Source organism: Haloferax massiliensis (assembly GCF_001368915.1).
Classification (GTDB): domain Archaea; phylum Halobacteriota; class Halobacteria; order Halobacteriales; family Haloferacaceae; genus Haloferax; species Haloferax massiliensis.
On the sequence record NZ_CSTE01000001.1, the window covers coordinates 628,584 to 652,474 of the forward strand.

General features: G+C 67.6%; 19 protein-coding genes. 8 read left to right on the plus strand and 11 right to left on the minus strand.

Translation table 11 applies throughout. From position 1 onward, the window contains the following. Positions 1–16: 16 nt before the first annotated feature. Positions 17–1,543, minus strand: a complete 1,527-nt coding sequence (locus tag BN996_RS03030; RefSeq protein ID WP_089777113.1) for a methyl-accepting chemotaxis protein — start codon at positions 1,541–1,543, stop codon at positions 17–19. Positions 1,544–1,675: 132 nt separating this feature from the next. Here BN996_RS03030 and BN996_RS03035 point away from each other — a divergent pair, with 132 nt between their 5' ends. Next, positions 1,676–3,415 carry an excinuclease ABC subunit C gene (locus BN996_RS03035; RefSeq protein ID WP_089777114.1) on the plus strand — a complete coding sequence of 580 codons (1,740 nt, stop codon included), beginning with the start codon at positions 1,676–1,678 and terminating at the stop codon, positions 3,413–3,415. Positions 3,416–3,421: 6 nt separating this feature from the next. Here the strand turns inward: BN996_RS03035 and BN996_RS03040 are convergent, their stop codons facing one another. Then, the gene (locus tag BN996_RS03040) at positions 3,422–4,348 is read right to left on the minus strand and encodes a CPBP family intramembrane glutamic endopeptidase (protein WP_089777115.1); all 927 of its coding nucleotides are present in this window, start codon (positions 4,346–4,348) and stop codon (positions 3,422–3,424) included. A gap of 111 nt (positions 4,349–4,459) precedes the next feature. Next, positions 4,460–5,374, minus strand: coding sequence for a malate dehydrogenase (gene mdh / locus BN996_RS03045; protein ID WP_089777116.1), 915 nt, complete (start codon positions 5,372–5,374; stop codon positions 4,460–4,462). A 206-nt stretch (positions 5,375–5,580) separates the two neighbouring features. On the opposite strand from mdh, the gene BN996_RS03050 reads away from it, so the two are divergent. Together BN996_RS03050 and BN996_RS03055 are read left to right on the plus strand one after the other, a co-directional pair. Beyond that, positions 5,581–6,285, plus strand: coding sequence for an Sjogren's syndrome/scleroderma autoantigen 1 family protein (locus BN996_RS03050; protein WP_089777117.1), 705 nt, complete (start codon positions 5,581–5,583; stop codon positions 6,283–6,285). Between the two features lie 81 nt (positions 6,286–6,366). Then, positions 6,367–6,756 carry a universal stress protein gene (locus BN996_RS03055; RefSeq protein ID WP_089777118.1) on the plus strand — a complete coding sequence of 130 codons (390 nt, stop codon included), beginning with the start codon at positions 6,367–6,369 and terminating at the stop codon, positions 6,754–6,756. Between the two features lie 24 nt (positions 6,757–6,780). Here BN996_RS03055 and BN996_RS03060 read toward each other — a convergent pair whose 3' ends face one another. The 4 genes from BN996_RS03060 to BN996_RS03075 all read right to left on the minus strand — a co-directional run bounded on the left by BN996_RS03060 (position 6,781) and on the right by BN996_RS03075 (position 11,749). Continuing rightward, positions 6,781–9,330 carry a DEAD/DEAH box helicase gene (locus BN996_RS03060; RefSeq protein ID WP_089777119.1) on the minus strand — a complete coding sequence of 850 codons (2,550 nt, stop codon included), beginning with the start codon at positions 9,328–9,330 and terminating at the stop codon, positions 6,781–6,783. A 346-nt stretch (positions 9,331–9,676) separates the two neighbouring features. Next, a complete protein-coding gene (locus tag BN996_RS03065; RefSeq protein ID WP_089777120.1) occupies positions 9,677–10,660 on the minus strand; it encodes an OapC/ArvC family zinc-ribbon domain-containing protein in 984 nt (327 codons plus the stop codon). A gap of 48 nt (positions 10,661–10,708) precedes the next feature. Continuing rightward, positions 10,709–11,101, minus strand: a complete 393-nt coding sequence (locus BN996_RS03070) for a DUF2073 domain-containing protein (protein ID WP_042663591.1) — start codon at positions 11,099–11,101, stop codon at positions 10,709–10,711. Between the two features lie 6 nt (positions 11,102–11,107). Beyond that, positions 11,108–11,749: an Era-like GTP-binding protein gene (locus BN996_RS03075; RefSeq protein ID WP_042663592.1), complete on the minus strand. Its 642-nt coding sequence runs from the start codon at positions 11,747–11,749 to the stop codon at positions 11,108–11,110. 1,433 nt (positions 11,750–13,182) lie between these two features. Between BN996_RS03075 and BN996_RS03085 the strand changes: the two genes are divergently transcribed. Continuing rightward, positions 13,183–14,892 (plus strand): Cdc6/Cdc18 family protein, encoded by a 1,710-nt coding sequence (locus BN996_RS03085; RefSeq protein ID WP_089777122.1) that lies wholly within the window; start codon positions 13,183–13,185, stop codon positions 14,890–14,892. Positions 14,893–14,934: 42 nt separating this feature from the next. On the opposite strand, the gene BN996_RS03090 is transcribed toward BN996_RS03085, so the two are convergent. Then, positions 14,935–15,774 (minus strand): S26 family signal peptidase, encoded by an 840-nt coding sequence (locus BN996_RS03090; protein WP_193310921.1) that lies wholly within the window; start codon positions 15,772–15,774, stop codon positions 14,935–14,937. 78 nt (positions 15,775–15,852) lie between these two features. Between BN996_RS03090 and BN996_RS03095 the strand changes: the two genes are divergently transcribed. Continuing rightward, positions 15,853–17,439: a DNA-directed DNA polymerase II small subunit gene (locus tag BN996_RS03095; RefSeq protein ID WP_042663594.1), complete on the plus strand. Its 1,587-nt coding sequence runs from the start codon at positions 15,853–15,855 to the stop codon at positions 17,437–17,439. A gap of 138 nt (positions 17,440–17,577) precedes the next feature. Beyond that, complete coding sequence (locus BN996_RS03100) at positions 17,578–18,705, plus strand: oxidoreductase (protein WP_089777124.1); 1,128 nt, start codon at positions 17,578–17,580, stop codon at positions 18,703–18,705. 122 nt (positions 18,706–18,827) lie between these two features. Here BN996_RS03100 and BN996_RS03105 read toward each other — a convergent pair whose 3' ends face one another. Next, entirely contained in the window at positions 18,828–19,637 is an 810-nt protein-coding gene (locus tag BN996_RS03105) for a ZIP family metal transporter (RefSeq protein ID WP_089777306.1), read from the minus strand. Positions 19,638–19,799: 162 nt separating this feature from the next. Next, positions 19,800–20,228 carry a hypothetical protein gene (locus tag BN996_RS03110; protein WP_042663596.1) on the minus strand — a complete coding sequence of 143 codons (429 nt, stop codon included), beginning with the start codon at positions 20,226–20,228 and terminating at the stop codon, positions 19,800–19,802. Between the two features lie 187 nt (positions 20,229–20,415). Between BN996_RS03110 and BN996_RS03115 the strand changes: the two genes are divergently transcribed. Both BN996_RS03115 and BN996_RS03120 read left to right on the plus strand, forming a co-directional pair. After that, on the plus strand, positions 20,416–21,594 hold the full coding sequence (locus tag BN996_RS03115) for an aspartate kinase (protein WP_042663597.1): 1,179 nt from the start codon (positions 20,416–20,418) through the stop codon (positions 21,592–21,594). 239 nt (positions 21,595–21,833) lie between these two features. Continuing rightward, positions 21,834–23,180, plus strand: a complete 1,347-nt coding sequence (locus BN996_RS03120; protein WP_089777125.1) for a tryptophanase — start codon at positions 21,834–21,836, stop codon at positions 23,178–23,180. Between the two features lie 29 nt (positions 23,181–23,209). Here BN996_RS03120 and BN996_RS03125 read toward each other — a convergent pair whose 3' ends face one another. Next, positions 23,210–23,869 (minus strand): metallophosphoesterase family protein, encoded by a 660-nt coding sequence (locus tag BN996_RS03125; protein ID WP_089777126.1) that lies wholly within the window; start codon positions 23,867–23,869, stop codon positions 23,210–23,212. Between the last annotated feature and the right edge of the window lie 22 nt (positions 23,870–23,891).

Consider the following 23,891-nt stretch of genomic DNA (forward strand, 5'->3'; position numbering starts at 1 on the left):
CGTCGTCAGCCTCGCATCAGGGAGCCGATTGGTTCCCCGTCAGTTCCTCGACCTCGGTGGCGAGCGACGACAGCGCCTGCGTGCTCTCGTCTGTCGCGGTGACGATGCTGTCGACCGCGCCCTCGGTCTCGACGGTCCGGTCGCGCACGTCCTCGATTGTCGCGGTCAGTTCCTCGACCGCCTCGGCCTGCTCGTCGGTCGCGCGGGAGACCTCGGCGACGCCGTCCGCGGCGGTGTCGATGGATGCAGCGATCTCCTCGAACGCCGCCAGCATCTCGGAGATGCGCTCGTCGGCGTGCTCGATGCGGTCGTTCGACTCCGTCGCCGCGTGGACCGCCTCGCCGGTCTGCGACTGGATGTTCTCTATCTGCGCGGTGATGTCTTCCGTGTGCTGGCGCGTCTCGTCGGCGAGCGACTTCACCTCCTCGGCGACGACGGCGAACCCGTCGCCGTCCTCGCCGGCGCGGGCGGCCTCGATGTTCGCGTTGAGCGCGAGCAGGTTCGTCTGTTCGGCCACCTCGGAGATGACCTCCACGACCGCCTCGATGTCGTCCATGCGGCCGCCGAGTTCGGTCACGCGGTCGACGAGTTCGTCGCCCATCGTGACGACGCTCTCGGTCGCCTCTCGCGCCTCGCTGTTGGCCTCGCGGCCCTCGGCGGTCGCCTGCCGCGCCTCGGTCGCCGCGGTGTCGACCTCGTCGGCGGTGGCGGCGACCTCCTCCATCGTCGCGCTGAACTGCTGCATCTGGGTCGCGCCCTCGTCGAGGAGGTCGCGCTGTTCCTCGACGTTCTCGACGATGGCGTCGGCCGCCGACGCGGCCCGCGTGACCGCCGCGGTCGCCGTCTCCGTCTCGTCTTCGACGTTCGACGCCAGCGTCGAGAGGTTCCGCGCCGTCTCGTTGACCGCGTCGACGACGAGATAGAGTTGGTCGTCGACGGTGCCGCGTTCGTCTATCGTCGCCCGCGCGTCGAGGTTGCCCCGGCTCAGTTGGGTCAGCGTCGACTCGACCTCGGAGACGAGTGCGGCGACCTCGCGGTGGCGCTCGACCTCCGTCGTCCGGTTGCGGACGGTCTGGAGGACGCCGACGAGCTCGCCGCCCTCGTAGAGCGGCATCGCCGTGTGTCGGGCGTGGCAGTCGTCGCCGTTCGCGTCCGTGAACGTCTCTTCGGTCGCGTAGAGCAGGCGGTCGGAGTCGTCGAGCTCCACGCCGTCGAGCGACGCGGCGTCGCGGGGGTTGTCGAGGACCTGCCCCGCGAGCACGCGGGCCGCGGCGTCGCCGTAGAAGGTCTCACCGAGGTCGCGGCGACCGAGCGCGGCGTCGGCGGACGTGCCGGTCAAAGACTCGACGCCCGAGTTCCACGCCGCGATGCGACCCTGTTCGTCGAGGACGAACGCCGGAAGCCCGACGCCGTCGAGAAGTACGTCGTCGTCGACGTTCAGGTCGGGCGCGTCGGCGGCGGAGCCGGCGACGATTCCGCCGTCCGGTAACGGCGTCTTCGCACCGAACCACGAGCGGGCGCGAGATAGTATACCAAGTGACATTAGAGGCCACGTTTCAGAGCATCACAGGAGTATCTTTCGAGCAGATTATCAAAGTGAATAATTAGAAGACCGCGAGGCGGCGCTGCGCCCGACGCGTTAGCCTCAAGCCCTTCGCGCGGTAAGCCACCCCAGATGGACCCTGCCGCGGTCAGCGAACGAGCCAGCGCGCTTCCCTCGGACCCCGGCGTCTACCAGTTCGTCGCCGGCGACGCGGTGCTGTACGTCGGGAAGGCGGTCGACATCCGCGCGCGGGTTCGGTCGTACGCGGACCCCCGGTCGGAGCGCATCTCCCGGATGGTCGCCCGCGCGGAGCACATCGACTTCGCCGTTACCGACACTGAGACGCAGGCGCTGCTCCTCGAAGCCAACCTCGTCAAGCGCCACCAGCCGCGTTACAACGTCCGCCTGAAAGACGACAAGTCCTACCCGCTGGTCCAACTGACGGCCCACGCGGTCCCGCGGGTCGAGGTCACGCGCGACCCCGAGGACTCGGCGACCGTCTTCGGGCCGTACACCGACAAGGGTCGCGTCGAGACGGTCGTGAAGGCGATTCGGGAGACCTACGGCCTCCGCGGCTGTTCGGACCACAAGTACGCGAACCGCTCGCGGCCGTGTCTCGACTACGAGATGGGCCTGTGTACGGCCCCCTGTACCGGCGAAATCGCAGAACGGGACTACCGCGAGGACGTGGAGTCGGCAATCCGCTTCTTCGAGGGCGAGACGGGCGTCCTCGCCGACCCGCTCCGCCGGGAGATGGAGGCGGCCGCGCAGGACGCGGAGTTCGAGCGCGCCGCCAACCTCCGCGACCGACTGGAGGCCGTCGAGTCGTTCCACGGCGCGGGCGAGGACGCCGTCTCGTCGCAGTCCGACGAGCGCGCCATCGACGTGCTCGGCGTCTCGCTCCGCGGCGATTCGGCGACCGTCGCCCGACTCCACGCCGAGCGCGGCCAGTTGGTCGACCGGACCCGCCACCACCTCGACGCCCCGGAAGGCGAAGACCGCACGGCCGCCGTCCTCTCGGCGTTCCTCGCGCAGTTCTACGCCGAGCGCGACCTCCCCGACGCGGTCGTCCTCTCGGAGCGCCCCGACGACGAGGACGTGGTCGCGTGGCTCGAATCGGAGGGCGTGGGCGTGCGCGTCCCCGGCGCGGGCCGCGAGGCGAAACTGGTCGAACTCGCGCTGAAGAACGCCCGCCGGCGCGCCGGCCGCGACGACGGCCTCGCCACGCTCGCCCGCGAACTCGACCTCGACGTGCGTCGCGTCGCCCGCATCGAGGGCTTCGACGTGAGCCACGCGCAGGGCAAGGCCGTCGTCGGCAGCGACGTGTGTTTCGTCGAGGGGAGCGCCGAGACCGCGGACTACCGGCGGCGGCGACTCCCCGAGCGCAACGACGACTACGCGAACATGCGCGAACTCGTCCGCTGGCGGGCGACCCGCGCGCTGGAGGGCCGCGACGACCGGCCCGACCCCGACTTACTCCTCATCGACGGCGGCAAGGGACAGTTGAACGCCGCGCTCGACGCCCTCGACGAGACCGGTTGGGACGTGCCCGCCGTCGGCATCGCCAAGGACCGCGAACTGGTCGTCACGCCCGACCGGACGTTCGACTGGCCGGACGACGCGCCGCACCTGCACGTCCTCCAGCGCGTCCGCGACGAGGCCCACCGCTTCGCCGTCCAGTACCACCAGACGCTCCGCGACGAGGTGAAGACCGTCCTCGACGACGTGCCGGGCGTCGGCGAGAAGACCCGCCGAGCGCTCCTCACGCGGTTCGGGAGCGTCGAGGGGGTGCGCGAGGCGTCGGTCGAGGACTTGACCGACGTGCCCGGCGTCGGCGAGAAGACGGCCGCGGAGCTGAAACGGCGGCTCTGAACGGGGCTACGCCTCGAACGCCGGTGAGCGAACCACGAGCACCCCGGCGACGACCACCCACGGAACGACGACGACCGCGCCGACGGCGGTCGGGCCGAGTAACGACGGCGCGCCGGCCGCCGCGAAGATGCTCCCGAGGCCCGCGAAGGCGTTAAACATCCCGTGGCCGAGCGCCGCGGGCCACACCGAGTCGGCGCGGAGCGCGACCCACGCGAGGAAGACCCCGACGGCCGTCGTCATCCAGACCATCGCCAGGAAGCCGGTCCACGGCGCGCCGGGGTAGCCGAAGCCGTAGTTGTAGCCGAGCGCGATGAGCGGCCAGTGCCACGCGCCCCAGACGACGCCCAGAAGGAGGACCGCCCGGCGAGGTCCGAGCGGGAGGAACTTCTGCAGGAGGTACCCCCGCCAGCCGAACTCCTCGCCGAAGGCGAAGACGGTGTTCACCGTCGCGCCGAGGACGAGCCCCTGTGCGACCTGTGCCACCAAGACGAGTTCGAGCGACGCGCCCGGCGGGAGCACCCCGCGGAGCGCCGTCGCGTCGGGGTCGAAGTACGCCGGAAGGAGCGCGAAGAACAGCGCCGCGCCGACGGCGACGACGAGACCGGGGACGAGCCACGCGAGGAGGTAGGTGCCGAGGTTCGACCGAAACGCGGGGCGAATCCGCAGGTTCGCCCATCCCTCCCCGGTGACGAGTCGCGTGACGACGTTCGCGACCGACGGCGAGAACATGTAGCACGTGCTGACGAGCACGAGCCAAAGCGGGAGGCCGAACGCGACCGGCGGCGAGTCCGTCAGGCCGCCGGTGAGAGACACGGCCAGCGCGGTCGCCGCCGCGAGACCGAAGGCGACGAGGAGAAAGACGACGACGCGGCGAGACTCGAACGGCTCGGCGCGCGCGTTCGGTTCCGCCGGACCGTCCCCAACCGTAGACATACGAGAACTATCGGTCGGCGAGGAGATAACGGTTGACGCCGCGGAGACACGCGTGTCGGCGGACGGTGACGCGGATCCGGAAAAAGTCGGTACGCCGCGAATCGGACCGAGTTACGCGATTTTGTCGTACTGGTCGCGGAGCTTCTCGGCCGCGTCGTCCATGAGGTCGGCCTCGTAGTCGTCGAGGTCCCACTCGACGACCTCCTCGATGCCGTTCGAGCCGAGCTTGACGGGGACGCCGAAGGCGGTGTCCTCGTAGCCGAACTCGCCGTCGAGGACGAGCGAGCCGGGAAGCACTTCGCCGGTGTCGTGCAGGACGGCCTCGACCATGTGGGCGACGCCGGTCGCCGGGCCCCACTGGGTCGCGCCCTTGCGCTCGATGACGTCCATGGCGGACTCCTGGAGGTCGCCGAGAATCTCCTCTTTCTCGTCGGCGGAGAAGGCGGGGTCGTTGCCGTCGACGCGGACCTTCGAGAAGACCGGAACCTGCGCGTCGCCGTGCTCGCCGAGGATGGTCGCGTCGACGTTCTTGACGGGCACGTCGAAGCGCTGGCTCAGCACGTAGCGGAAGCGCGCGGAGTCGAGGCGGCCGCCGAAGCCGATGACCTTGTGGCGGTCGCGCTCGCCCGTCTCGTAGAGGTGGCGGTTGAGCAGGTCGACGGGGTTCGACGTGGTGATAGAGACGAAGTCGTCGTTGTACTCGGCGAGCGAGGAGCCGATGTCGTCCATGATGGGGGCGTTGTCGCCCGCGAGGTCGATACGGGTCTGACCCGGCTGGCGCGGGATGCCCGCCGTGATGACGACCACGTCGGAGCCGGCGGTGTCCTCGTAGCCGCCCTGCGTCACGACCGTGTTGGAGTCGTAGGCGATGCCGTGGTTCGTGTCCGCCGCCTGTCCGACCGTCTTGTCTTCCATCTTCGGGATGTCCACGAACACGAGTTCGTCACAGACATCGCGAAGCGCGAGGTTGTACCCAGCCGCGGCGCCGACCGTGCCGGCCGCACCGATCACGCTAACTTTCGTCATGCCACATTAACGACGCTGTGGATTCCGAGTAAACGTTTCGGAACGGTCACCGTAGCGCAGTCTGTCGATTTCGTGTACGTCAGTCGTCGAATTTCGGGTGACAGCGGCGGGGTGTCGTCGGGTGCGAGAGCCGGTGAGACCGCCGGTCCCGAAACCGGTCGAGCGACGCCGTGGGGTTTTTCGACGCACGTCGCGTCCACACGCACATGAGCGACTTCGACAAGGAAGCAGAGCGCCAGCGACTTCGGGAGAAGTACGAGCGAGACGAGACGAAGCGGCAGTCGACCCAACGGATGAGCGAGTTGCTCCTCAAGGGCGCGACGATGACGAACAAGCACTGCGACAACTGCGGCGACCCGCTGTTCCGCTACGAGGGACAGGTGTTCTGTCCGACCTGTCAGGCCGGGGGAGGGGCCGCGGCGAACGCCGACCAAGACGCCGAGCGGGCCGCCGAGGCGGCCGTCGAAGCCGACGCGGGCGAAGGTGGAGTCGACGCCGGGGCCGAGACTGCACCGAGCGGGGTTGCCGAGGCCGCAGAGAGCGCCGACGCGGACGCTTCGGCGGGCGTCACCGCCGAGGCATCGGAAGCCGAGCGACCGCAGGTCGGAGCCCGGCAGTCGGAACCGGCCCGAGGAACCCGCGTCGCGGACGAGGCGCGCCGCGACGCGGCCGGGACGAACGGGCGGACCGCGTCGCCGACGCCGGCGCGAACCGCGAGCGAGCGGGGGTCGACCGAGCGTCGTGCGCCCCGCGGGGTCGGAGGCGACGTCACCGACGCGCGCGCGTCGCTCGTGCGGACGCTGACGTGGGCCGCCGAGCGCGCCGAGTCGACCGACGACCCGCGGCGGGCGACCGAGTACCTGACCGCCGCGCGCGAGGCCGCCGAGGCCATCTCGGCGCTCGACCGCTAACCGACTGGCTGCCGTCGCGTCCTCGCGCCGACTGTCGCTCCGGGCGGTAGAACTTACCGCCCCGCGGGCCCTCTGTTTCGTATGGACGTTCTCATCCCCATCGACGGCACCGACGCCAGCAAGCGCGCGCTCGACTTCGCTATCGAGATGATAGGCGGGATGGGCGGGAGCCTCCACGTCGTCCACTACACGAACAGCCAGACCGACGCGACGACGGCGATTCTCGACGACGCGCGCGGCAGGCTCGAAGCGGGCGAAATCAGCGGCGAGCCGGAGCTCTCGACCATCACGGTCGACGTGTGGACCGCCGACCGCGTCGGCGAGGAGATTCTCGACACCGTCGAGCGCGGCGGCTTCGACCACGTCGTCATGGGCCACCACGAGGACGGCATCGTCGAGCGAACCGTCTTCGGGAGCGCCGCCGAGACGGTGCTTCGGGCCGAGGCCGTTCCGGTGACTATCGTTCCCTGACGCGCTCCGGGCGGTGAACGCGGCTCAGCGGTACTCCGACCCGACGACCTCGCGGATTCGCTCGGCGGTGACTTGGCCGACCCCGCGGACCTCTTTGAGGTCGTCCTCGTTAGCGGTCATCACCGCCTCGACGCTCCCGAACGCTTCGAGCAGCGTCCGCGCCGTGACCGGGCCGATGTCCGCGATGGCGGAGACGACGTACTCCTGTTGCTCGTCGAGCGTCTTCGCGCTCTTGCCGCCGTGGACGCTCACGGTGCGCTCGCGGTCCGTCTGCTCGCGGGTGGCGATGGTCGCCAGCAGCTCCGCGGTGTCGTCTTCGTCCTCGGTGAACAGCACGCTCACGTTGAAGTCGACCGCGACCGACGACAGCGCCCCCCGAATCGCGCCGGGGTGGATGTTGCGCTCCTCGTAGAGGCCGCGCCCCTCGATGACGAGAAGCGGCCGGGCGTAGTGGCGCGTGAGGTCCGCTATCTGCTCGAATATCGACCGGTCGCCGCCCGTGAGCGTGTCGAGGAAGTCCGAGACGCTCTTTCGCTCGACCGCGACGCGGTCCGAGAGGACGTAGTCGCCGACCGCGAGCGTCTCCAACCGGGTCGTCAGGTCCTCGCGCTTCGAGAGGGTGCGGGCGATGTTGGAGTCGAGTTCGCGCTGGTCGACGACGATTTCGACGGTGTCCTCGTCGTCGGTGCCCGCCGCGGCGACGGTGGCCGGTTCGTCCGTGTCGCCGCCGCTGTCGTTTCCATCGTCGCCCTCGTCGCCGTCGTCCGCCCGCGCCAACTCCTCGTCCGAGGGGCCGAAGTCGGCGAGGCCGGACTGTCCCTCGGAGTCGGTCGCCGCGGCGGTCGCGGTCTCTCCGTTCGTGGCGGCCGATTCGGCGGTCGATTCGGCGGCCGACGCCTCGTTCGCACCGGCCTCGGCCGCGTCGTCAACCCCCCCGTTTCCGGTGGAACTCCCCCCGTTCCCGGCGGAACTGCCGTCGTCGCCCGCGAACGCCGAGAGGTCGCGCTGGGAGGGGTCGAGTTCGGCTTCGAGGTCGTCGGCCGCGCCCTTGAGGTCCCGGAGCTCGTTTTGCATCGTCTTCTCGCGGCGGCGCGATATCCAGAAGTACGCCTCGTCGCGGGTGTCCTCGGCGAGGAGGACGACCACGCGACCGTCGGCCTGACGACCGGTCCGGCCCTTCCGCTGGATGGACCGGATGGCCGTCGGCACGGGTTCGAAAAAGAGCACGAGGTCGACCTCGGGCACGTCGAGCCCCTCCTCCGCGACGGAGGTCGAGACGAGCACCTCGAACTCGCCGTTTCGGAACTTGTCGAGGGTCTCCTGCTGTTCGTTCTGCGTCATTCCGTCGGAGCCCTCGCGGTCGCCCTGCCCGACGAACCGCCGGACCGAGAAGCTCTCCGAGAGGAACTCCGTGAGCGCCTCGGCCGTGTCGCGGGACTCGGTGAAGACGATGACGCGCTCGCCGTCCTGGATGCCGAGCGTCTCGGCGAGGAGGATGCGCGTCTTCCTGAACTTCGGGTGGAGGCCGTCGAACGACTCGGCTTTCCGCATCGCCTCGCGGACCTTCGGTTCGGCGACGAGTCGCTGGCTCGCCTTCGACGCGCCCGACGACCGGGCGGCGTTGCGCTGGCGCTCGAAGTACCGCCGGACCGACTCGACCGACTGGGTCTCGACGAGTTCGACCGCCCGGCGGAGCTTCATCACCTCCGCGTGCGTGGACATGCCCTTGTAGCCCTCCGACTTGTCGGCGTTCATCAGCCGCTGGAGCTCCGCGCGCATCCGGTTGAGCTTCTTCTGGGAGATATCGGGCTTCGTCGACTTGGTGACGCCCAACTGCTTGAGCTTCTCCAGCCGGTCGGTGATGACCTCGTTGAGGGCGTCGCGAATCTCCAGAATCTCGTCGGGGAGCTGGATGCGGTTCCACTCCACGTCCGTGTCGTGGGTGTACTCCGACACGTCGGCGTCCTCCTCGGTCATCACCTCCACGTCGACGATACCGAGGTTCTCACAGACTTCGAGGATGGCCTCCTCGTCGCCGCCGGGCGAGGCGCTCATCCCCGTGACGAGCGGGTTCTCGGCGTCGGCGTGGTAGCGCTCGGCGATGTAGACGTAGGCGTAGTCGCCGCTCGCGCGGTGGCACTCGTCGAAGGTGAGGTGCGTCACGTCCCGAAGCGAGATGCGGTTGCCGATGAGGTCGTTTTCGATGACCTGCGGCGTGGCGATGACTATCTGGGCCTCCTGCCAGAGCGCGGCCCGGTCGTCGGGCCGAACGTCGCCGGTGAAAACGACGATTTCGTCGTCCGGGACGTTCAGCGCCTCGCGGTAGAAGTCGGCGTGCTGCTGGACGAGCGGCTTCGTCGGCGCGAGAAACAGCGACTTCCCGCCCACGTCGTGGAGTCGCTGGGCGGTGACGAGCAGGCTGACGGTCGTCTTCCCGAGGCCGGTGGGGAGACAGACCAGCGTGTGGCCGTTGCGCGCGGTACCGGCGAGGCGAATCTGATAGAGCCGTCGCTCGATGAACGACGGCGCGAGTAGCGGGTGGTCCACGTACGCAACGTCCTCGGAGGCCGGCATCGGTGACGATTGCTCGCCCTCGCCGATAAGCGTTCGCAGAGCGAGGTGAAACTAAAGGAGTCCGCCGGGAGACGCCGCGGCGGTCGTTACCCCGCGCTGTCGGCGGTGTCGAGGTCGGGGTCGTCTGGTCGCGCGGACGGGAGCGACGCTCCGAGGAGCGACGCCCACTCGGCGACCTTTTCGTTGTGCGGATCGGACATAGCGCTTCCCCAAGGAGATATACTCTCAACTATCGTATATAACGATTGTGCCGATTCGACGGTTGGACTCGTACGCACGGGGCCGAACGGTCAGCGTTCCACCGAAAACGGCGGGGTGAGAAGTCGGGCGGACGCGAGAACCGCGCTCAGTCCTCGCGGTTGCCGGGACCCCACGAGTCCGGGACCTCGATGACGTACCGACCGTCCTCGCGGAGTGAGATTATGTACTCGTCGCGGTCGTACAGCTCCATGAGGTTGAGTTCGTACTGACCGGGGTTGACGATTTTGATGCTCTCGAACTGGTCGTTGAGCTCCTCGCGGAGCTGGTCCAAGTTGGGTCGGTCGTCGGACGACGGCTCGATGACAGTTCCGTCCGCGTCCGCGGGTGCGGCGTCGGCGGGCTGGCCGGCCGCCGCGTCGGGGTCGGAAGACGCGCCGGGGTCGGACGGCGCTTCGGGCGGCGTCTCGGCCGCCGAACCGCGTCGGTTCGCGTCGGCCGCAGCGAGTTCTTCCGGCGTGACGACGTCGCTCCGGGCGCTCTTCTGGGAGTTGTCCTCGTCCGTCTCGCGCGCGTTGATCGAACCGGATGCGCGATTCGGGGGCGAGGCCGAGTCCGGCGAGCTATCGGGGTGACCCGCCGCGGGCTCTCCTCGGGGTTCGTTCCGCGACTCTTCGGGCTCCTGCGGGTCTGCCCCCGGTGACTCCCCGGGCGCGGACGGCCATTCGCCCCAACCGCGGGGTTTGGTTTCGGGGTCGTCGGTCGCGTCGGCCGCGTCGGTCGGCGACGGCTCGCTTCGGGTCGACCCGGCGGCGTCGCCGGTCTCGGTTCGCTGTGGGGCGTCGGCGTCCGCGTTCGCCCAGTCGCTGACGGTCATCGACTCCTCGTCGGTCGAATCTGGATGGGACTGCCGCTGCGCGCGGTCTCGGACGGCGTCGGCCGCCGAGGAGGTCAGGTCCCGCGCTCCGGCGCCGCCCGTCGACGGCGTGTCATCGCTTGCGCTCGCGGGAGCGCTCCCGCTCGACGCGGGCTTGAACTGAAACTTGTTGCCGCCGCAGCTCGGGCACCCCGAAAGCATCTCCTTCGAGCCATCGGGGAACACCTTACCGCACGTGGTGCATTGATGTGGCATTGGTGGATGGTAGCGCCGGATGGCGCGTGAGGGCGTTCGTTGGACCCCCTATTTTCGCGAGACGAGCGCGCTGATGAGGTTCTCGTCCTTGTGGAGCGTCTGAATCTGGTTCGCGGGTCCGATGACGGTGAGCTTCTGGGTCGACTGTCGGCCCATGAGCCGGTCGAGGAAGCTCTGGTCTGCGGTCTGCGAGCGCGGATACGTTTCGATTTCGATACCATTGAACTCGTCGGGGCTTATCTCGGCCATCGTGACCTCGATGAGCTTCGACTCCTCGTCGGGCGAGAGACCCTCTTCGAGGATGACGATGTTGCCGTCGCGGACGCCGTCGAGGATGAGCCGAATCTTCTCCATGCTCGTGAGGTTTGCCATCCGATTCCCGCTGAAGAGGTCTATCTGGACCCCGTCGGTGCCGTCGTCGGAGGCGGTTGCTTCAGGCATGGTGAATCACGCGAAGTACTCCGCGATTTTGGCGTACACTTCGTCCATGTTCTCACCTTCGAGCGCCGACAACTCGACTGTTTCGTGCTGTGGGTACGCGTTCGCGATGCGCTCGACGTTCGACTCTTCGAGGTCGATCTTGTTCGCGAAGATGAGCACGGGCAGGTCCTGGCTCTCGATGATGCCGATGAGCATCGTGTTGACCTGCGATATCGGGTCTTTCGTGCTGTCGAGCACGTAGATGACGCCGTCGACGTCCTCGCGGAGCCAGTGCATGGCCTCGGCGACCCCCTCGGTCGCCTCGCGGGACCGGCGGACGGCGTCGTCCTTCTCCATGTCGTGTTCGAGGAACTCCTTGTAATCGACTTTCGTCGTGACACCCGGCGTGTCGACGATGTCGATGGTGACTTTCTTGCCGTTCCGCTCGATCTCGACGTTCTCCTTCCGCCTGGCGCGGCGAGTCTCGTGAGGGATGTGGCTCTCGGGACCGATGGCGTCACCGGTCCAGTCACGGGCGATGCGATTTGCGAGAGTCGTCTTCCCGGCGTTGGGCGGGCCATATATACCGATCCGCTTCGGCTCGCTCTCCGAAAAGAGCCGGTCGACGACTCGTGAGATGCTGTCTCTTAAATCTGTGAGCAGTCCCATCCTGGGCCTCCCGCACCTCCCGAACGCGTCGTGGAGGGCGTATGGAGGTATCACCCAACCGGACTCACTTAAGCACTACGTCAGACACCAGTCAAGTTGGCGACAAAACGACAGAAAGGAACGTCGGCGACGACGGTCAGTCCGATTCGACGGACTCAAACGGTGCAATCGGGAGACCGGCGTTCGGTTACGGTGTGTCGAACAGCCGAAACGAGGGCGGGAGAAATCGATACCACGTTCTCTTGGTTGTTACTTTGGGCGTACACGTGCGTAGTTCGAACATACTTCGAGCGCTGAATCTCGAATCCGCAGAGAATCTCTCGAATCGTGCTGACCGGCTCTGAAGACGCCACGTCGACCCCGACACAACCCGCCTCCTCGGTAGCGATTGCCATTCGAGACGGTTGACACGTTCTGTGGCCGCGAGCGACTCGCGTGGGTACACCCCCACCCCTTCGTTTCGGGTGGAACGGCTCGAAGGGGTGGGTGGGGGGGACCGCTAGACGGCGGTCGGATGTTAATTGAACCCTAGACCGGTGTAATAATATCGGGTTTCTATCTACTACGGATTTGGTTAGTATCTATCAATGATAAAACCATCCCTATTCAATGACCGCCGAGACCCCCTCCCCACCGATTCACAGTTCCACCCGAAACGAAGGGGTGTGGGGGAATCGCCACCCAGGCGTTTCCCGTCGAACTGGAAAAGCGCCACTTAATTGCACAGGAAACGAAGGGGTTAGACAGAGTCGAGAAACGTCCTATCGACCGATTTCTGGGAAATCGCATTTTCGACGTTTCCACACGAAACAGAGGGGTTCGAACAACCGATTTTTCTCGTCGGGCACTCTCCCCGTGCTGGGTTCCACTCGAACTGCCTCCGATTGTCGGTTCGCGTGGACCGCGGACTCAACTCGGAACTATCGGTCGAAGCCGAGCGCAACTCGGAGCGCTCGACCCGTTTCGACTCGACGCGTCTTCGTTCGCTCCGCCGTGGTTCGAGACCACTCTCGATCGACTGCTCAACTTCGCCCACGCGTCTTCTTCATCTGGTCGCTCGATTACTCCGAAGAGGGTTCACTTGGTCGCCCCTGCGCGTTTACTTACTCGCTCTCCGCGCATTCGTCTACTCGTTTCCCGTCACCCAACGGACCACCCACTCCACCACAACCGTCACGTCTGATAGTTTCGGAGACGTTCGTGGTATCGTGGTTGTTCGTGTTGAAACGCTCCTGTCCCTCCGAGTTCCGGTCGAACGACGGCGGACGAGTCGGAGAAGTAAGATTTTTGTACCGACTGTTCGTTTGGTTCCTTTGCATCATCTGGAATCGCCTTCTTCGGCGTGATGTGAAAATGCCGACTATCTCCGGCTTCACGCACCCAATGCGCCGATTCGGGGCGACAATTCCACTTGAAACAGAGGGGTATTCACGATGGACGAGGAAGAGAATCCGCGAGACGGCACACGAGAGGGAGCCGGGAACAGCACGTCGGACGACACAGTCGCGGACGCCGACTCCGGTGTACCGAGTACCGACACGTCCGACGGCGATGGGTCTGCCGACGGCTCTCCCGTCGCGGACGACGTATCCTCCGAAGACAGCGTATCCCCCGAGGACGGCGGGGACGACGTGTCCCCCGAAGACATCGACATTCAGGCGAGCATCGGCCCCGACGCCGACGCGCCCGACGAGGACCTCGACCAGCACAAAGACCCCGACGTCGGTCTGGACAAGGTCGTGCTCAACGACGACGAGGGGTCGAAGGGACTGTTCGACGACCTCCTCGCCGGCGAGCCGATTTTCGAGAACAAGGAGGTCCTCCGGCCGTCGTACACCCCGCACGAACTCCCCCACCGGACCGACCAGATAAACCAGATGGCGACGATTCTCGTCTCCGCCCTGCGCGGGGAGACGCCGTCGAACATCCTCATCTACGGGAAGACCGGGACCGGCAAGACCGCGAGCGCGAAGTTCGTCAGTCAGGAACTCGAATCCACCTCCCAGAAGTACGACGTTCCCTGCGAGGTCGAGTACATCAACTGCGAGGTGACCGACACGCAGTACCGCGTGCTCGCGCAGTTGGCGAACAAGTTCATTGAGAAGAACGTCGAGCGCATCGAGGCCGAACAGGAGCGCCTCGACGAGATGCGAACGCGGGCGACGGAAGACCCCAACGCCCTCGCCGACACGCCGTACGACTCCATCGCCGAGTTAGACGAGCGCGCGGCGGAACTCGACGACGACGCCGACGAGATGGAGACGGTGCCGATGACCGGGTGGCCGACCGACCGCGTCTACACGACGTTCTTCGACGCCGTCGACTACAAAGAGCGCGTGGTCGTCATCATGCTCGACGAGATCGACAAACTGGTCGAGAAGTCGGGCGACGACACGCTGTACAACCTCTCGCGGATGAACTCCGAACTCGACAACTCCCGCATCTCAATCATGGGTATCTCGAACGACCTGAAGTTCACCGACTTCCTCGATCCCCGGGTCAAATCGAGCCTCGGCGAGGAGGAAATCGTCTTCCCGCCGTACGACGCCAACCAGCTCCGCGACATCCTCCAGCACCGCGCCGACGTGGCGTTCAAGCCCGGCGCGCTCACCGACGACGTGATTCCGCTGTGCGCCGCGTTCGCCGCGCAGGAGCACGGCGACGCCCGGCGCGCCCTCGACCTGCTCCGCACGGCCGGCGAACTCGCAGAGCGCGGGCAGGCCGACACCGTCGAGGAGGCCCACGTCCGGCAGGCGCAGGACAAAATCGAACTCGACCGAGTGGTCGAAGTCGTCCGTACTCTCCCCACACAGTCGAAAATCGTCCTCTTCGCCATCATCCTCCTGGAGAAAAACGGCGTCCGCAACATCAACACCGGCGAGGTGTTCAACATCTACAAGCGCCTCTGCGAGGAGATCGACGCCGACGTGCTGACCCAGCGTCGCGTCACCGACCTCATCTCGGAACTCGACATGCTCGGCATCGTCAACGCCGTCGTCGTCTCGAAGGGCCGGTACGGCCGAACCAAGGAGATCAGCCTCTCGGTCCCAATCGACGAGACCGAGGCCGTTCTGCTGACGGACTCTCGTCTCGGCGACATCGAGAGCGCACAGCCGTTCGTACAGGCGCGGTTCGACAACTGAAGAACGAAGTCCGCGAAGTCCGACTCTTTTCCTGTCTCCGCGTCACGCCGCGAGCGCGTCGGCGCTCGGCGACGCCTCGACCCGAAGCGGTGCCGTCGTCGCCGGCGCGTCGCCTCCCGCCGCGTTCGTCGTCGACACGTCGGGAGCCGTCGTCTCCATCGTCGTCACGTCGACGTACTCGACGGGGGCGGGCGCGACCGGCGTCGTCGTCGCCATCGAGTTGGCGAGCGTCAGCCGAACCCACCCGAGAAGCGGGATGCGGATTCGCGCGACGCCTTGGACCCACTCGGGGCGGACCGGGTCGGCGATGCCGCTCACCTGGTCGTACCGCGGGTTGTTGTCGCCTTTCGTGATGAAGCCGTCGTACTCGGCGGGGCAGTTAGCGAGTTCCCGGCAGTTGTCGGCGGCCATGTACTCGGAGTTCGCCCTGTCGTACCAGTTTTCGCCCTCCTCGACCCAGAGCATCGCCCGGTGGATAATCGGGGGGCCGCCGGCGCCGGGGTCGTCGTAGACGATGACGCTGCCGGGGCCGCCGAACTTCCGGTAGTCGACTTCCGCGCCCGTCTCGGCCGTGACGACGGCGGTCCCCTCGACCGCCGAGTCGGGGGCGTATCGCTCCGGCCCCGTGATGAACACGAGGTCGCCTTTGTGCATGTGCGGTTCCATGCTCCCGCTTTCGACGGCGACCATCGGCGGCCACACGCCGCTCACCGCGAACAGGAGCAACCCGACGGCCAACACGGCGAGCGCGCTCGTCAGGACTTCGCGGACGAACATAAGCGGCCCCTCTTCTGCCGTCCGGAGCCGAGTTAGAACGCCTTCGTCGGAGGCTTGACCGCGCCGCGAGTCGGGGGAGGGCGGGCGACCGTCGTCGTCACTCATCACTCCCAGTTTACCCGGACCGGGTTTCAACGTTCTGGGTTTCGGCATCCTTTTTGCCGCGTGTCGCACACTCCGGGTGTGCCACTGGAGACGCCGGCGCGCATCGTCCGGGCGCTCGTCGGTCGCGGCTACAACGCCGAACGCGAGGCCGTGACCCTCATCGCCGGCTCCGACGACCCCGGCCGGACCCTCGCCCGCGTCGTCGAAGCCGTTCCGGACGACGCGCTTCGCATCACCGCCGACCACGTCCGCGAGGTGCTCGCCTCCGCCCCCGCCGCGGACCCGCCGGGAACCGAATCGACGGGGTCGGCCGCCCCGGACGCCGCCGTATCCGATACCGCCGCCGACCCCGACCCCCCTGTTTCCGCTGCAACACCGCACGACAACGCGGACCACACCACTCAATCAGCTCCAGCTGAAGCGAAGGGCGGACCGGCCGGTCGGAACGTCGACCCATCGCTTCGGTCCCTCGAAATCGCCAACGACATGACCGGTCAGTCGACGGGGACCGGCGAGTACGGCGACTTCGTGAAGGTGTTCCGCGACCGCTACGAGAAGCTCTCGAAGATGCTCCGCGGGCGCGTCAACCACCGCCCCGCGAAGGCCATCTCGAACATGTCCGGCGGCGAGGACGCGGAACTCATCGGCCTCGTCGACGACGTTCGCTCCACCAAGAGCGGCCACTGGATTATCGACCTCGAAGACACGACGGGGACGTTCCCCTGTCTCGTGATGAAGGACAAGGACATCGCGAGCCACGTCGACGAGCTCCTCATGGACGAGTGCATCGCGGTGCAGGGGACGCTGTCGGGCGACGCGGGCATCCTCTTCGTCGACTCGCTGCACTTCCCCGACGTGCCGCGGAGCCACCGCCAAAACACCGCCGACAGGGACGTGCAGGCGGCGCTCATCTCGGACGTACACGTCGGCAGCCAGGAGTTCATGGCCGACGCGTGGAACCGCTTCGCCGACTGGCTCCACACCGAGGAAGCCGAGCGCATCGAGTACCTCCTCATCGCCGGCGACATGGTCGAGGGCGTCGGCGTCTACCCGAATCAGGACGAGGAACTCGACGTCATCGACATCTACGAGCAGTACGAGGCGTTCTCCGAGCACCTCAAATCGGTGCCCGGCGACCTCGACATCGTGATGATTCCGGGCAACCACGACGCGGTCCGACTCGCGGAGCCGCAACCCGGCTTCGACGACGAACTCCGTGACATCATGTCGGCCCACGACGCCCGCATCACGAGCAACCCCTCGATGGTCACCCTCGAAGGCGTCAACGTGCTCATGTACCACGGCGTCTCGCTCGACGAGGTCATCGCCGAACTGCCGGCGGACAAGGCGAGCTACGACGAGCCGCACAAGGCGATGTACCAGCTCCTGAAGAAGCGCCACGTCGCGCCGCAGTTCGGGGGCCACACCCGCCTCGCGCCCGAGGAACTCGACTACCTCGTCATGGAGGACGTGCCCGACATCTTCCACACCGGCCACGTCCACAAGCTCGGCTGGGGGAAGTACCACAACGTCCTCGCGGTCAACTCCGGCTGCTGGCAGGCCCAGACCGACTTCCAGAAATCCGTCAACATCGACCCCGACGCCGGCTACGCGCCCATCGTCGACCTCGACACGCTGAACATGACGGTTCGGAAGTTCTCCTGAGCCGGCCGTTCACTACTGACGTCCGTTCGACTCAGCGACCGCTCTCCCGACAGTATGCTCCCTGATAGCACGCCGGATGTGCGGCGTTCGGGACCATTCCGCCGTCGCTTTTTACCCGCGACGCACACAGAACCGGTGATGACCGACGACGCGCTGTTCGACGCGACGAGCCTGAACGACCTGTCGCTTTCCAATCGAGTCGGGCTGGCACCGATGACGCGCATCAGCGCCACCGACGAGGGCCTTGCGACGAACGAGATGGCCCACTACTACCGGAAGTTCGCCGACGGCGGCTTCGGCTTTCTCGTCACCGAGGGCGTCTACACGGACGACGCGTACAGTCAGGGCTACCTGAACCAGCCGGGGCTCGTCACCGACGACCACGTCGAGGCGTGGACGAACGTCACGGACGCCGTCCACGAGGTCGGGACGCCGATTTTCGCGCAGTTGATGCACGCCGGGGCGCAGTCGCAGGGTAACCCCCACCTCGGCGGCGACCGAACGCTCGCGCCCTCCGCGGTCCAGCCCGACGGCCAGAAGGCCGAAGCCTACGGCGGGAGCGGCGAGTTCGCCGTTCCGAAGGCGGCGGACGAGGCCGACCTCGAAACCGCCCGCGAGGGCTTCGTGCGGGCGGCGACGAACGCGGTCGAGGCCGGCTTCGACGGCGTGGAACTCCACGGCGCGAACGGCTACCTGCTGAACGAGTTCCTCGCGGCCGACGCGAACCGGCGCGACGACGAGTACGGCGGCGGACCCGAGTCCCGCGTCAAGTTCCCCGCGGAGGTCCTTTCGGCGGTCGCCGACGCGGTCCCCGAGGAGTTCGTCGTCGGCGTCCGCGTCTCGCAGGAGAAAGTGACCGACGGCGACTACGAGTGGCCCGAGGGCGAGGACGCGGCCGCGGTCTTCTTCGAGGAACTGTCGGCCGCCGGAGCCGACTACGTCCACGCGACCGAGACCGATGCCACGAGTCCGACCTTCGGCGCTGACGGCCCCTCGCTGGCCGAAGCCGCGGCCGAGTACGTCGCGGACGACACGGTCGTCATCGCCAACGGCGGACTCGGCGACCCGGACGCGGCGCGGGCCGCCGTCGACGCCGGCGCGGACCTCTTTACGCTGGGGACGAGCGCGCTCGCCAACCCGGACTGGCCGGCGCGCGTGGCCGCCGGCGACGACCTCGACGCGTTCGAGCCGACGAAGTTCCTCGCGCCGACCGCCGGGCTCTCGGACCACGAGGTGCCGTCGGAGCCGCCGCTCGCGGACGACTGACGCGCGCTCGACGCCGGACTCTCTGACGCTGAACCGACCACCGAACCCCTTCGCTTCCACTCGAACTCTCGTTTCACAGCTCCTCGACGGTCGCCGTATTCGGACGCGCTAACTCGATTCGACTACCCGAGCGTCACGTCGAGGTAGAGCATCACGACGACGCCGACCATCGTCCCGAACGTCGCCACGCGCTCGTGGCCGTTCGAGTGCGTCTCGGGGACGATTTCGTCGGAGATGACGAACAGCATCGCGCCGGCGGCGAACCCCATCGCGTAGGGGAGCAGCGCCGAGGCGTACTGGATGGCCCACGCGCCGAAGACGGCGAGCGGAATCTCCACGAGACCGGCGCGGATGCCCGCGAACGTCGCGTAGGTCGTGTTCCGAAGCCCGGCGTTGACGGCGGCGATGGAGACGGCGAGTCCCTCGGGGATGTTCTGGATGCCGATGGCGAGCATCAGCGGGATGGCGGTCCCGAGGTCGCCGGAGCCGAAGCCGACGCCGACGGCGAGGCCCTCGGGCATGTTGTGGATGGTGATGGCGACGATAAACAGGATGACCGAGGCCATCTTCTTCTCCGTTTCCGGGGCGTCCGTCCGGGTCTTCCCGGTCACGAGGATGTGGACGTGCGGAATCCACAGGTCCGCCTGGTCGAGGACGACGACGCCGATGACGAAGCCGACGAGGACGGGAATCGGACTTCCGCCCGCCGCCTCGATGCCGGGGAGGATGAGGCTCGTGAAGCTCGCGGCGAGCATGACGCCGGCGGCGAAGCCGAGGAGCGTGTCGAGCGAGCGCTTCGAGGGGTCGCGCCAGACGAGAATGAGAAGCGCGCCCAGCATGTTCATGCCGGCGATGACGATGCCGCCGAGGAGACCCTGCATCACCGGGTCCGAGCCGGCGAGCGAGACAAACAGCTCTTCGACCGCCATCACGGTCGTCTCACGCTCGGCGGTCGGTTTCCGCGTCGTTCGGTCATGGGCCACCTGACGGGCGGGAGGTATGTATTCCCTCCGTCGGTTCTCGTCGCCCGCGCCACCCGCGTCGGTCGGGACGGCGGGAGCGAGTCGAGTGGTCGCGGCCCGCGGGGGACCGGGCTACCCCGTCTCGTCGAGGACGTACCGGACCGTCGGCGACCCTTCGAACCGCGGACCGTGGCCGACCCGGTCGAAGCCGGCGTGCTCGACCGCGTCGCAAAGCGGCGTCTCGGATTCGAGGACGAGCACCTCGACCGGCAGGGATTCGGCGCTGGCGAAGCGGAGCGGTTCCTCCAGTAGTCGCCGCACCGCCGTCTCGGTCCCGCCGAGTCGGGTGACGTGGAGGACGCCGTCGCGGACGTCGAAGCCGACGAACCCGAGCACCGGTTCGTCGTCCGCCGGCGCGTCGGCGTGGGGGTCCGAGCCGGTGTCGGCGGTGGCGAGGCGAACCGTCCGGTCGCGTATCAGCCGCCGCATCGCCCGTACCGGCGCGTCGGCGACGGCGGCCAGCGCCTCGGCGTCGGCGTCCACGGCGTCTCTGACATCCATGCCCGAACGTTCCGCGGCTTCGGTGATAAATCTCCGCCCGCGAGGCGTCGGTACGGGCCGTCTCAGCGCCGGATTCGCGGGTGACGGCAACGGTTGAACCGGAGGACATAGTTATACGTCCCCCCGCGTTAGCCCCTCGCATGTTTACCAACGAAGCCCCGAAGCGACGCGACGCACCGGAGGGACGATGCGCGTAGTCGCGAAGTTCGGCGGCACCTCGCTCGGCAGCGGCGACCGAATCAACCGCGCCGCGGACTCCATCGCCGCGGCCGTCGAACACGGCCACGAAATCGCCGTCGTCGCCTCCGCGATGGGCTCGACGACCGACGACCTCCTCGACGAGATCAAGTTCGAGGCCGACGACCGCGACCGCGCCGAAATCGTCTCGATGGGCGAGCGGACCAGCGTGCGCATGCTCAAGGCGGCGCTGGCCGCCCGCGGCGTCAACGCCCTGTTCGTCGAACCCGGTACGGACGAGTGGCCGGTCATCACCAACGACCTCGGCGAGGTCGACGTCGAGGCCACGAGAGAGCGGGCCGCGAAGCTCGCGGCCGAACTCGACGGCGTCGTCCCGGTCATCACCGGCTTCCTCGCGCAGAACCACGACGGCGAAATCACGACGCTCGGTCGCGGCGGCTCCGACACCTCCGCCGTGATGCTCGGCAACTACATGGACGCCGACGAGGTCGTCATCGTGACCGACGTCGAGGGCGTCATGACCGGCGACCCGCGCGTGGTCGAAGGCGCGCGCAACGTCGGCCGCATCACCGTCGACGAGCTTCGGAACCTCTCGTTCCGCGGGGCCGAGGTCGTCGCGCCGTCGGCGCTGTCGTACAAGGACGCGGCGCTCGACGTTCGGGTCGTCCACTACCAGCACGGCGACCTGCTCACCGGCGGGACGCTCATCGAAGGCGAGTTCCACAACCTCATCGACATGCAGGAAGAGCCCCTCGCGTGTCTCACCGTCGCCGGGCGGGCGATTCGCAACCGACCGGGCATCCTCGCGGACCTCTCGACCGCCCTCCGAGAGGAGGACATCAACGTCGACTCGGTCGCCTCCGGGATGGACTCCATCACGTTCTACGTCCTCGAAGACGACTCCGACCGGGCCGAGGCCGTCCTCCACGACCGCGTCGTCGCCGACGACGCGCTGTCTTCTGTCACCGTCGAAGACGACATCGCCGTCGTCCGCGTCACCGGCGGCGAACTTCCGAACCGCCCCGGCGTCATCCTCGACATCGTTCAGCCGCTGTCCGATGCCGGCATCAACATCCACGACGCCATCACCTCCGCGACCTCCGTCGCCATCTTCGTGGCGTGGGACGACCGCGAGGAGACGCTCGGCATCATCCAAGACAAGTTCTGAGCCGGCCCCGCCCCGCAACTCGGTTCGAATCTATTTTCGCCGCCCTCGCGTCCCCGCCAGCGACGGCCAACGTCCGGTAGTACGCGACGGCCGCCGAGGTCGATTCGTGGCGGTTCGTGGCGACAGCCGACCAGCCGGCGACACCGATGTACACTCCCGTTCACGAGCGTCGAAAATCGGGCGTCGTCCATCGATTTTCTGCCTGCCGAATACTTCACATTCGCGGGCCTATTGCGGGCATGAAATCGTACAAGGCCAAGATGGTCGAACCCATCGAACTCCCCTCGCGCGAGGAGCGCGAGGCCGCCCTCGAACGGGCCGGCTACAACGCGTTCAACCTCGACGCCCGCGACGTGTACATCGACCTCCTGACCGACTCGGGGACGGGAACCATGTCCGCAGAGCAGTGGGCGGCGATGATTCGCGGCGACGAGGCCTACGCCGGAAGCGAGTCGTTCGCCCGCCTCGCCGACTCGGTCCGCGACGTGATGGGCTTCGAGCACGTCGTGCCGACCCATCAGGGCCGCGGCGCGGAGAACGTCCTCTACGGCGTCCTCTTGGAGGACGGCGACGTGGTGCCGAACAACTCGCACTTCGATACGACCCGCGCCCACGTCGTCAATCAGGGCGCGGAACCCGTCGACTGCCCGTCGCCCGCCTCGCGGGACCCCAACTCCACGGAGACGTTCAAGGGGAACTTCGACATCGACGCGGGCTACGCGCTCGTCGAGGAGGTCGGTGCCGACGCGATTCCCGTCGTCGTCCTCACCATCACGAACAACTCCGTCGCCGGCCAGCCCGTCTCGATGGCGAACATCCGCGCCACCGCCGAGTTCGCCCGCGACATCGACGCCATGTTCGCCATCGACGCCTGCCGGTTCGCCGAGAACGCCCACTTCATCAAGACCAACGAGGCGGGCTACGAGAACCACTCGGTCGCCGAAATCGCCCGCGCGCAGTTCGAACACGCCGACGCCGTCACCATGTCCGGCAAGAAGGACGCGCTCGTCAACATCGGCGGCTTCGCCGCGATGCGCGACGAGACGGTGTTCGAACACGCGAAACAGCGCGCCATCCTCTACGAGGGCTTTCCCACCTACGGCGGCCTCTCGGGCCGCGACATCGAGGCGATGGCCGTCGGCCTCCGCGAGGCCGTCACGCCGCCGTACGTGTCCGACCGCGTCGAGCAGGTGGCCGAACTGGGCGACCTGCTGGTCGAGGCCGGCGTCCCCGTCTACCAGCCGACGGGTGGTCACGCGGTCTACCTCGACGCCGGCGAGGTGTTCCCGCACGTCCCGAAAGACGAGTTCCCCGGACAGCAACTCGTCTGCGCGCTCTACCTCGAAGGCGGCGTTCGCGGCGTCGAACTCGGCGGCTTCGCGTTCCCCGGCACGGACCGCCCGGACCTCGTGCGCCTCGCGCTCCCGCGGCGCACCTACAGCCGCGAACACCTCGAACACGTCGCGGAGACGGCCGCGAAGGTGATGGAATCGGCCGGCGAGTACGGCGGCCTCGAAATCGTCGCGGAGCCGCCGATGAAGGAGCTTCGGCACTTCTCGGCGCGGCTCGAACCGGTGTCGAACTGACGGCTTCGGGATAGCTACTCGCTTTTTCCCTACTTCCCCTCGTACAGCCGACTCGCCAGCCGCTCCGGCAGGCCGACCTCGCGCACGCGCTCCGCGACGCGGTCGATGTCGTAGTTGACGCGCTCCGCCTCGATTTCCATCGCGTCGAGGTCGGCGACCGCGTAGGCCGCCCGCGGGTCGCCGTCGCGGGGTTGGCCGACGCTTCCGGGGTTCAGCACGATTCCGTCGTCGTAGATTCGGTGGCCCTGGACGTGGGTGTGGCCCAACACCAGCAGGTCCTCGCCGTCGAGGAGCGACGGCGAGAAGTCGTCGGGGTAGGTGTAGCGGTCGGGGTCGTTGGGGTGGCCGTGGGCGAGTTTGACCCGCTCGTCGGCGAGGTGTCGTGTTTTCGGAAGTGAGGATAGCCACTCCATCGACGCCGGGGAGAGCGCGTCGCGGGCGTAATCGACGCCCGCGGCCGCCATGCTGTTGAAGCGGAAGCCGGTCCCCGACGTGACCGCGCGGTCGTGGTTCCCCGAGACCGTCGGCACGTCCCGCTCGGCGAGTTCGGACACGCACTCGTCGGGCCACGGGTTGTAGCCGACCACGTCGCCGGCGCAGACCAATCGGTCGACCGGCGGCATCGATTCGAGCACCGCTTCGAGTGCCGGGAGGTTCCCGTGCACGTCCGAGATGACGCCCAGACGCATGGCTCGGTGTACGGGTGCGCGG

Coding starts and splice junctions, on each gene's coding strand:
- BN996_RS03090 (WP_193310921.1), bottom strand. CDS start 15,774: ATGAGTGACGACGACGGTCGCCCGCCCTCCCCCGACTCGCGGCGCGGT.
- BN996_RS03050 (WP_089777117.1), top strand. CDS start 5,581: ATGAGCGACTTCGACAAGGAAGCAGAGCGCCAGCGACTTCGGGAGAAG.
- BN996_RS03065 (WP_089777120.1), bottom strand. CDS start 10,660: ATGCCACATCAATGCACCACGTGCGGTAAGGTGTTCCCCGATGGCTCG.
- BN996_RS03125 (WP_089777126.1), bottom strand. CDS start 23,869: ATGCGTCTGGGCGTCATCTCGGACGTGCACGGGAACCTCCCGGCACTC.
- BN996_RS03115 (WP_042663597.1), top strand. CDS start 20,416: ATGCGCGTAGTCGCGAAGTTCGGCGGCACCTCGCTCGGCAGCGGCGAC.
- BN996_RS03030 (WP_089777113.1), bottom strand. CDS start 1,543: ATGTCACTTGGTATACTATCTCGCGCCCGCTCGTGGTTCGGTGCGAAG.
- BN996_RS03060 (WP_089777119.1), bottom strand. CDS start 9,330: ATGCCGGCCTCCGAGGACGTTGCGTACGTGGACCACCCGCTACTCGCG.
- BN996_RS03055 (WP_089777118.1), top strand. CDS start 6,367: ATGGACGTTCTCATCCCCATCGACGGCACCGACGCCAGCAAGCGCGCG.
- BN996_RS03085 (WP_089777122.1), top strand. CDS start 13,183: ATGGACGAGGAAGAGAATCCGCGAGACGGCACACGAGAGGGAGCCGGG.
- BN996_RS03075 (WP_042663592.1), bottom strand. CDS start 11,749: ATGGGACTGCTCACAGATTTAAGAGACAGCATCTCACGAGTCGTCGAC.
- mdh (WP_089777116.1), bottom strand. CDS start 5,374: ATGACGAAAGTTAGCGTGATCGGTGCGGCCGGCACGGTCGGCGCCGCG.
- BN996_RS03120 (WP_089777125.1), top strand. CDS start 21,834: ATGAAATCGTACAAGGCCAAGATGGTCGAACCCATCGAACTCCCCTCG.
- BN996_RS03100 (WP_089777124.1), top strand. CDS start 17,578: ATGACCGACGACGCGCTGTTCGACGCGACGAGCCTGAACGACCTGTCG.
- BN996_RS03110 (WP_042663596.1), bottom strand. CDS start 20,228: ATGGATGTCAGAGACGCCGTGGACGCCGACGCCGAGGCGCTGGCCGCC.
- BN996_RS03040 (WP_089777115.1), bottom strand. CDS start 4,348: ATGTCTACGGTTGGGGACGGTCCGGCGGAACCGAACGCGCGCGCCGAG.
- BN996_RS03035 (WP_089777114.1), top strand. CDS start 1,676: ATGGACCCTGCCGCGGTCAGCGAACGAGCCAGCGCGCTTCCCTCGGAC.
- BN996_RS03070 (WP_042663591.1), bottom strand. CDS start 11,101: ATGCCTGAAGCAACCGCCTCCGACGACGGCACCGACGGGGTCCAGATA.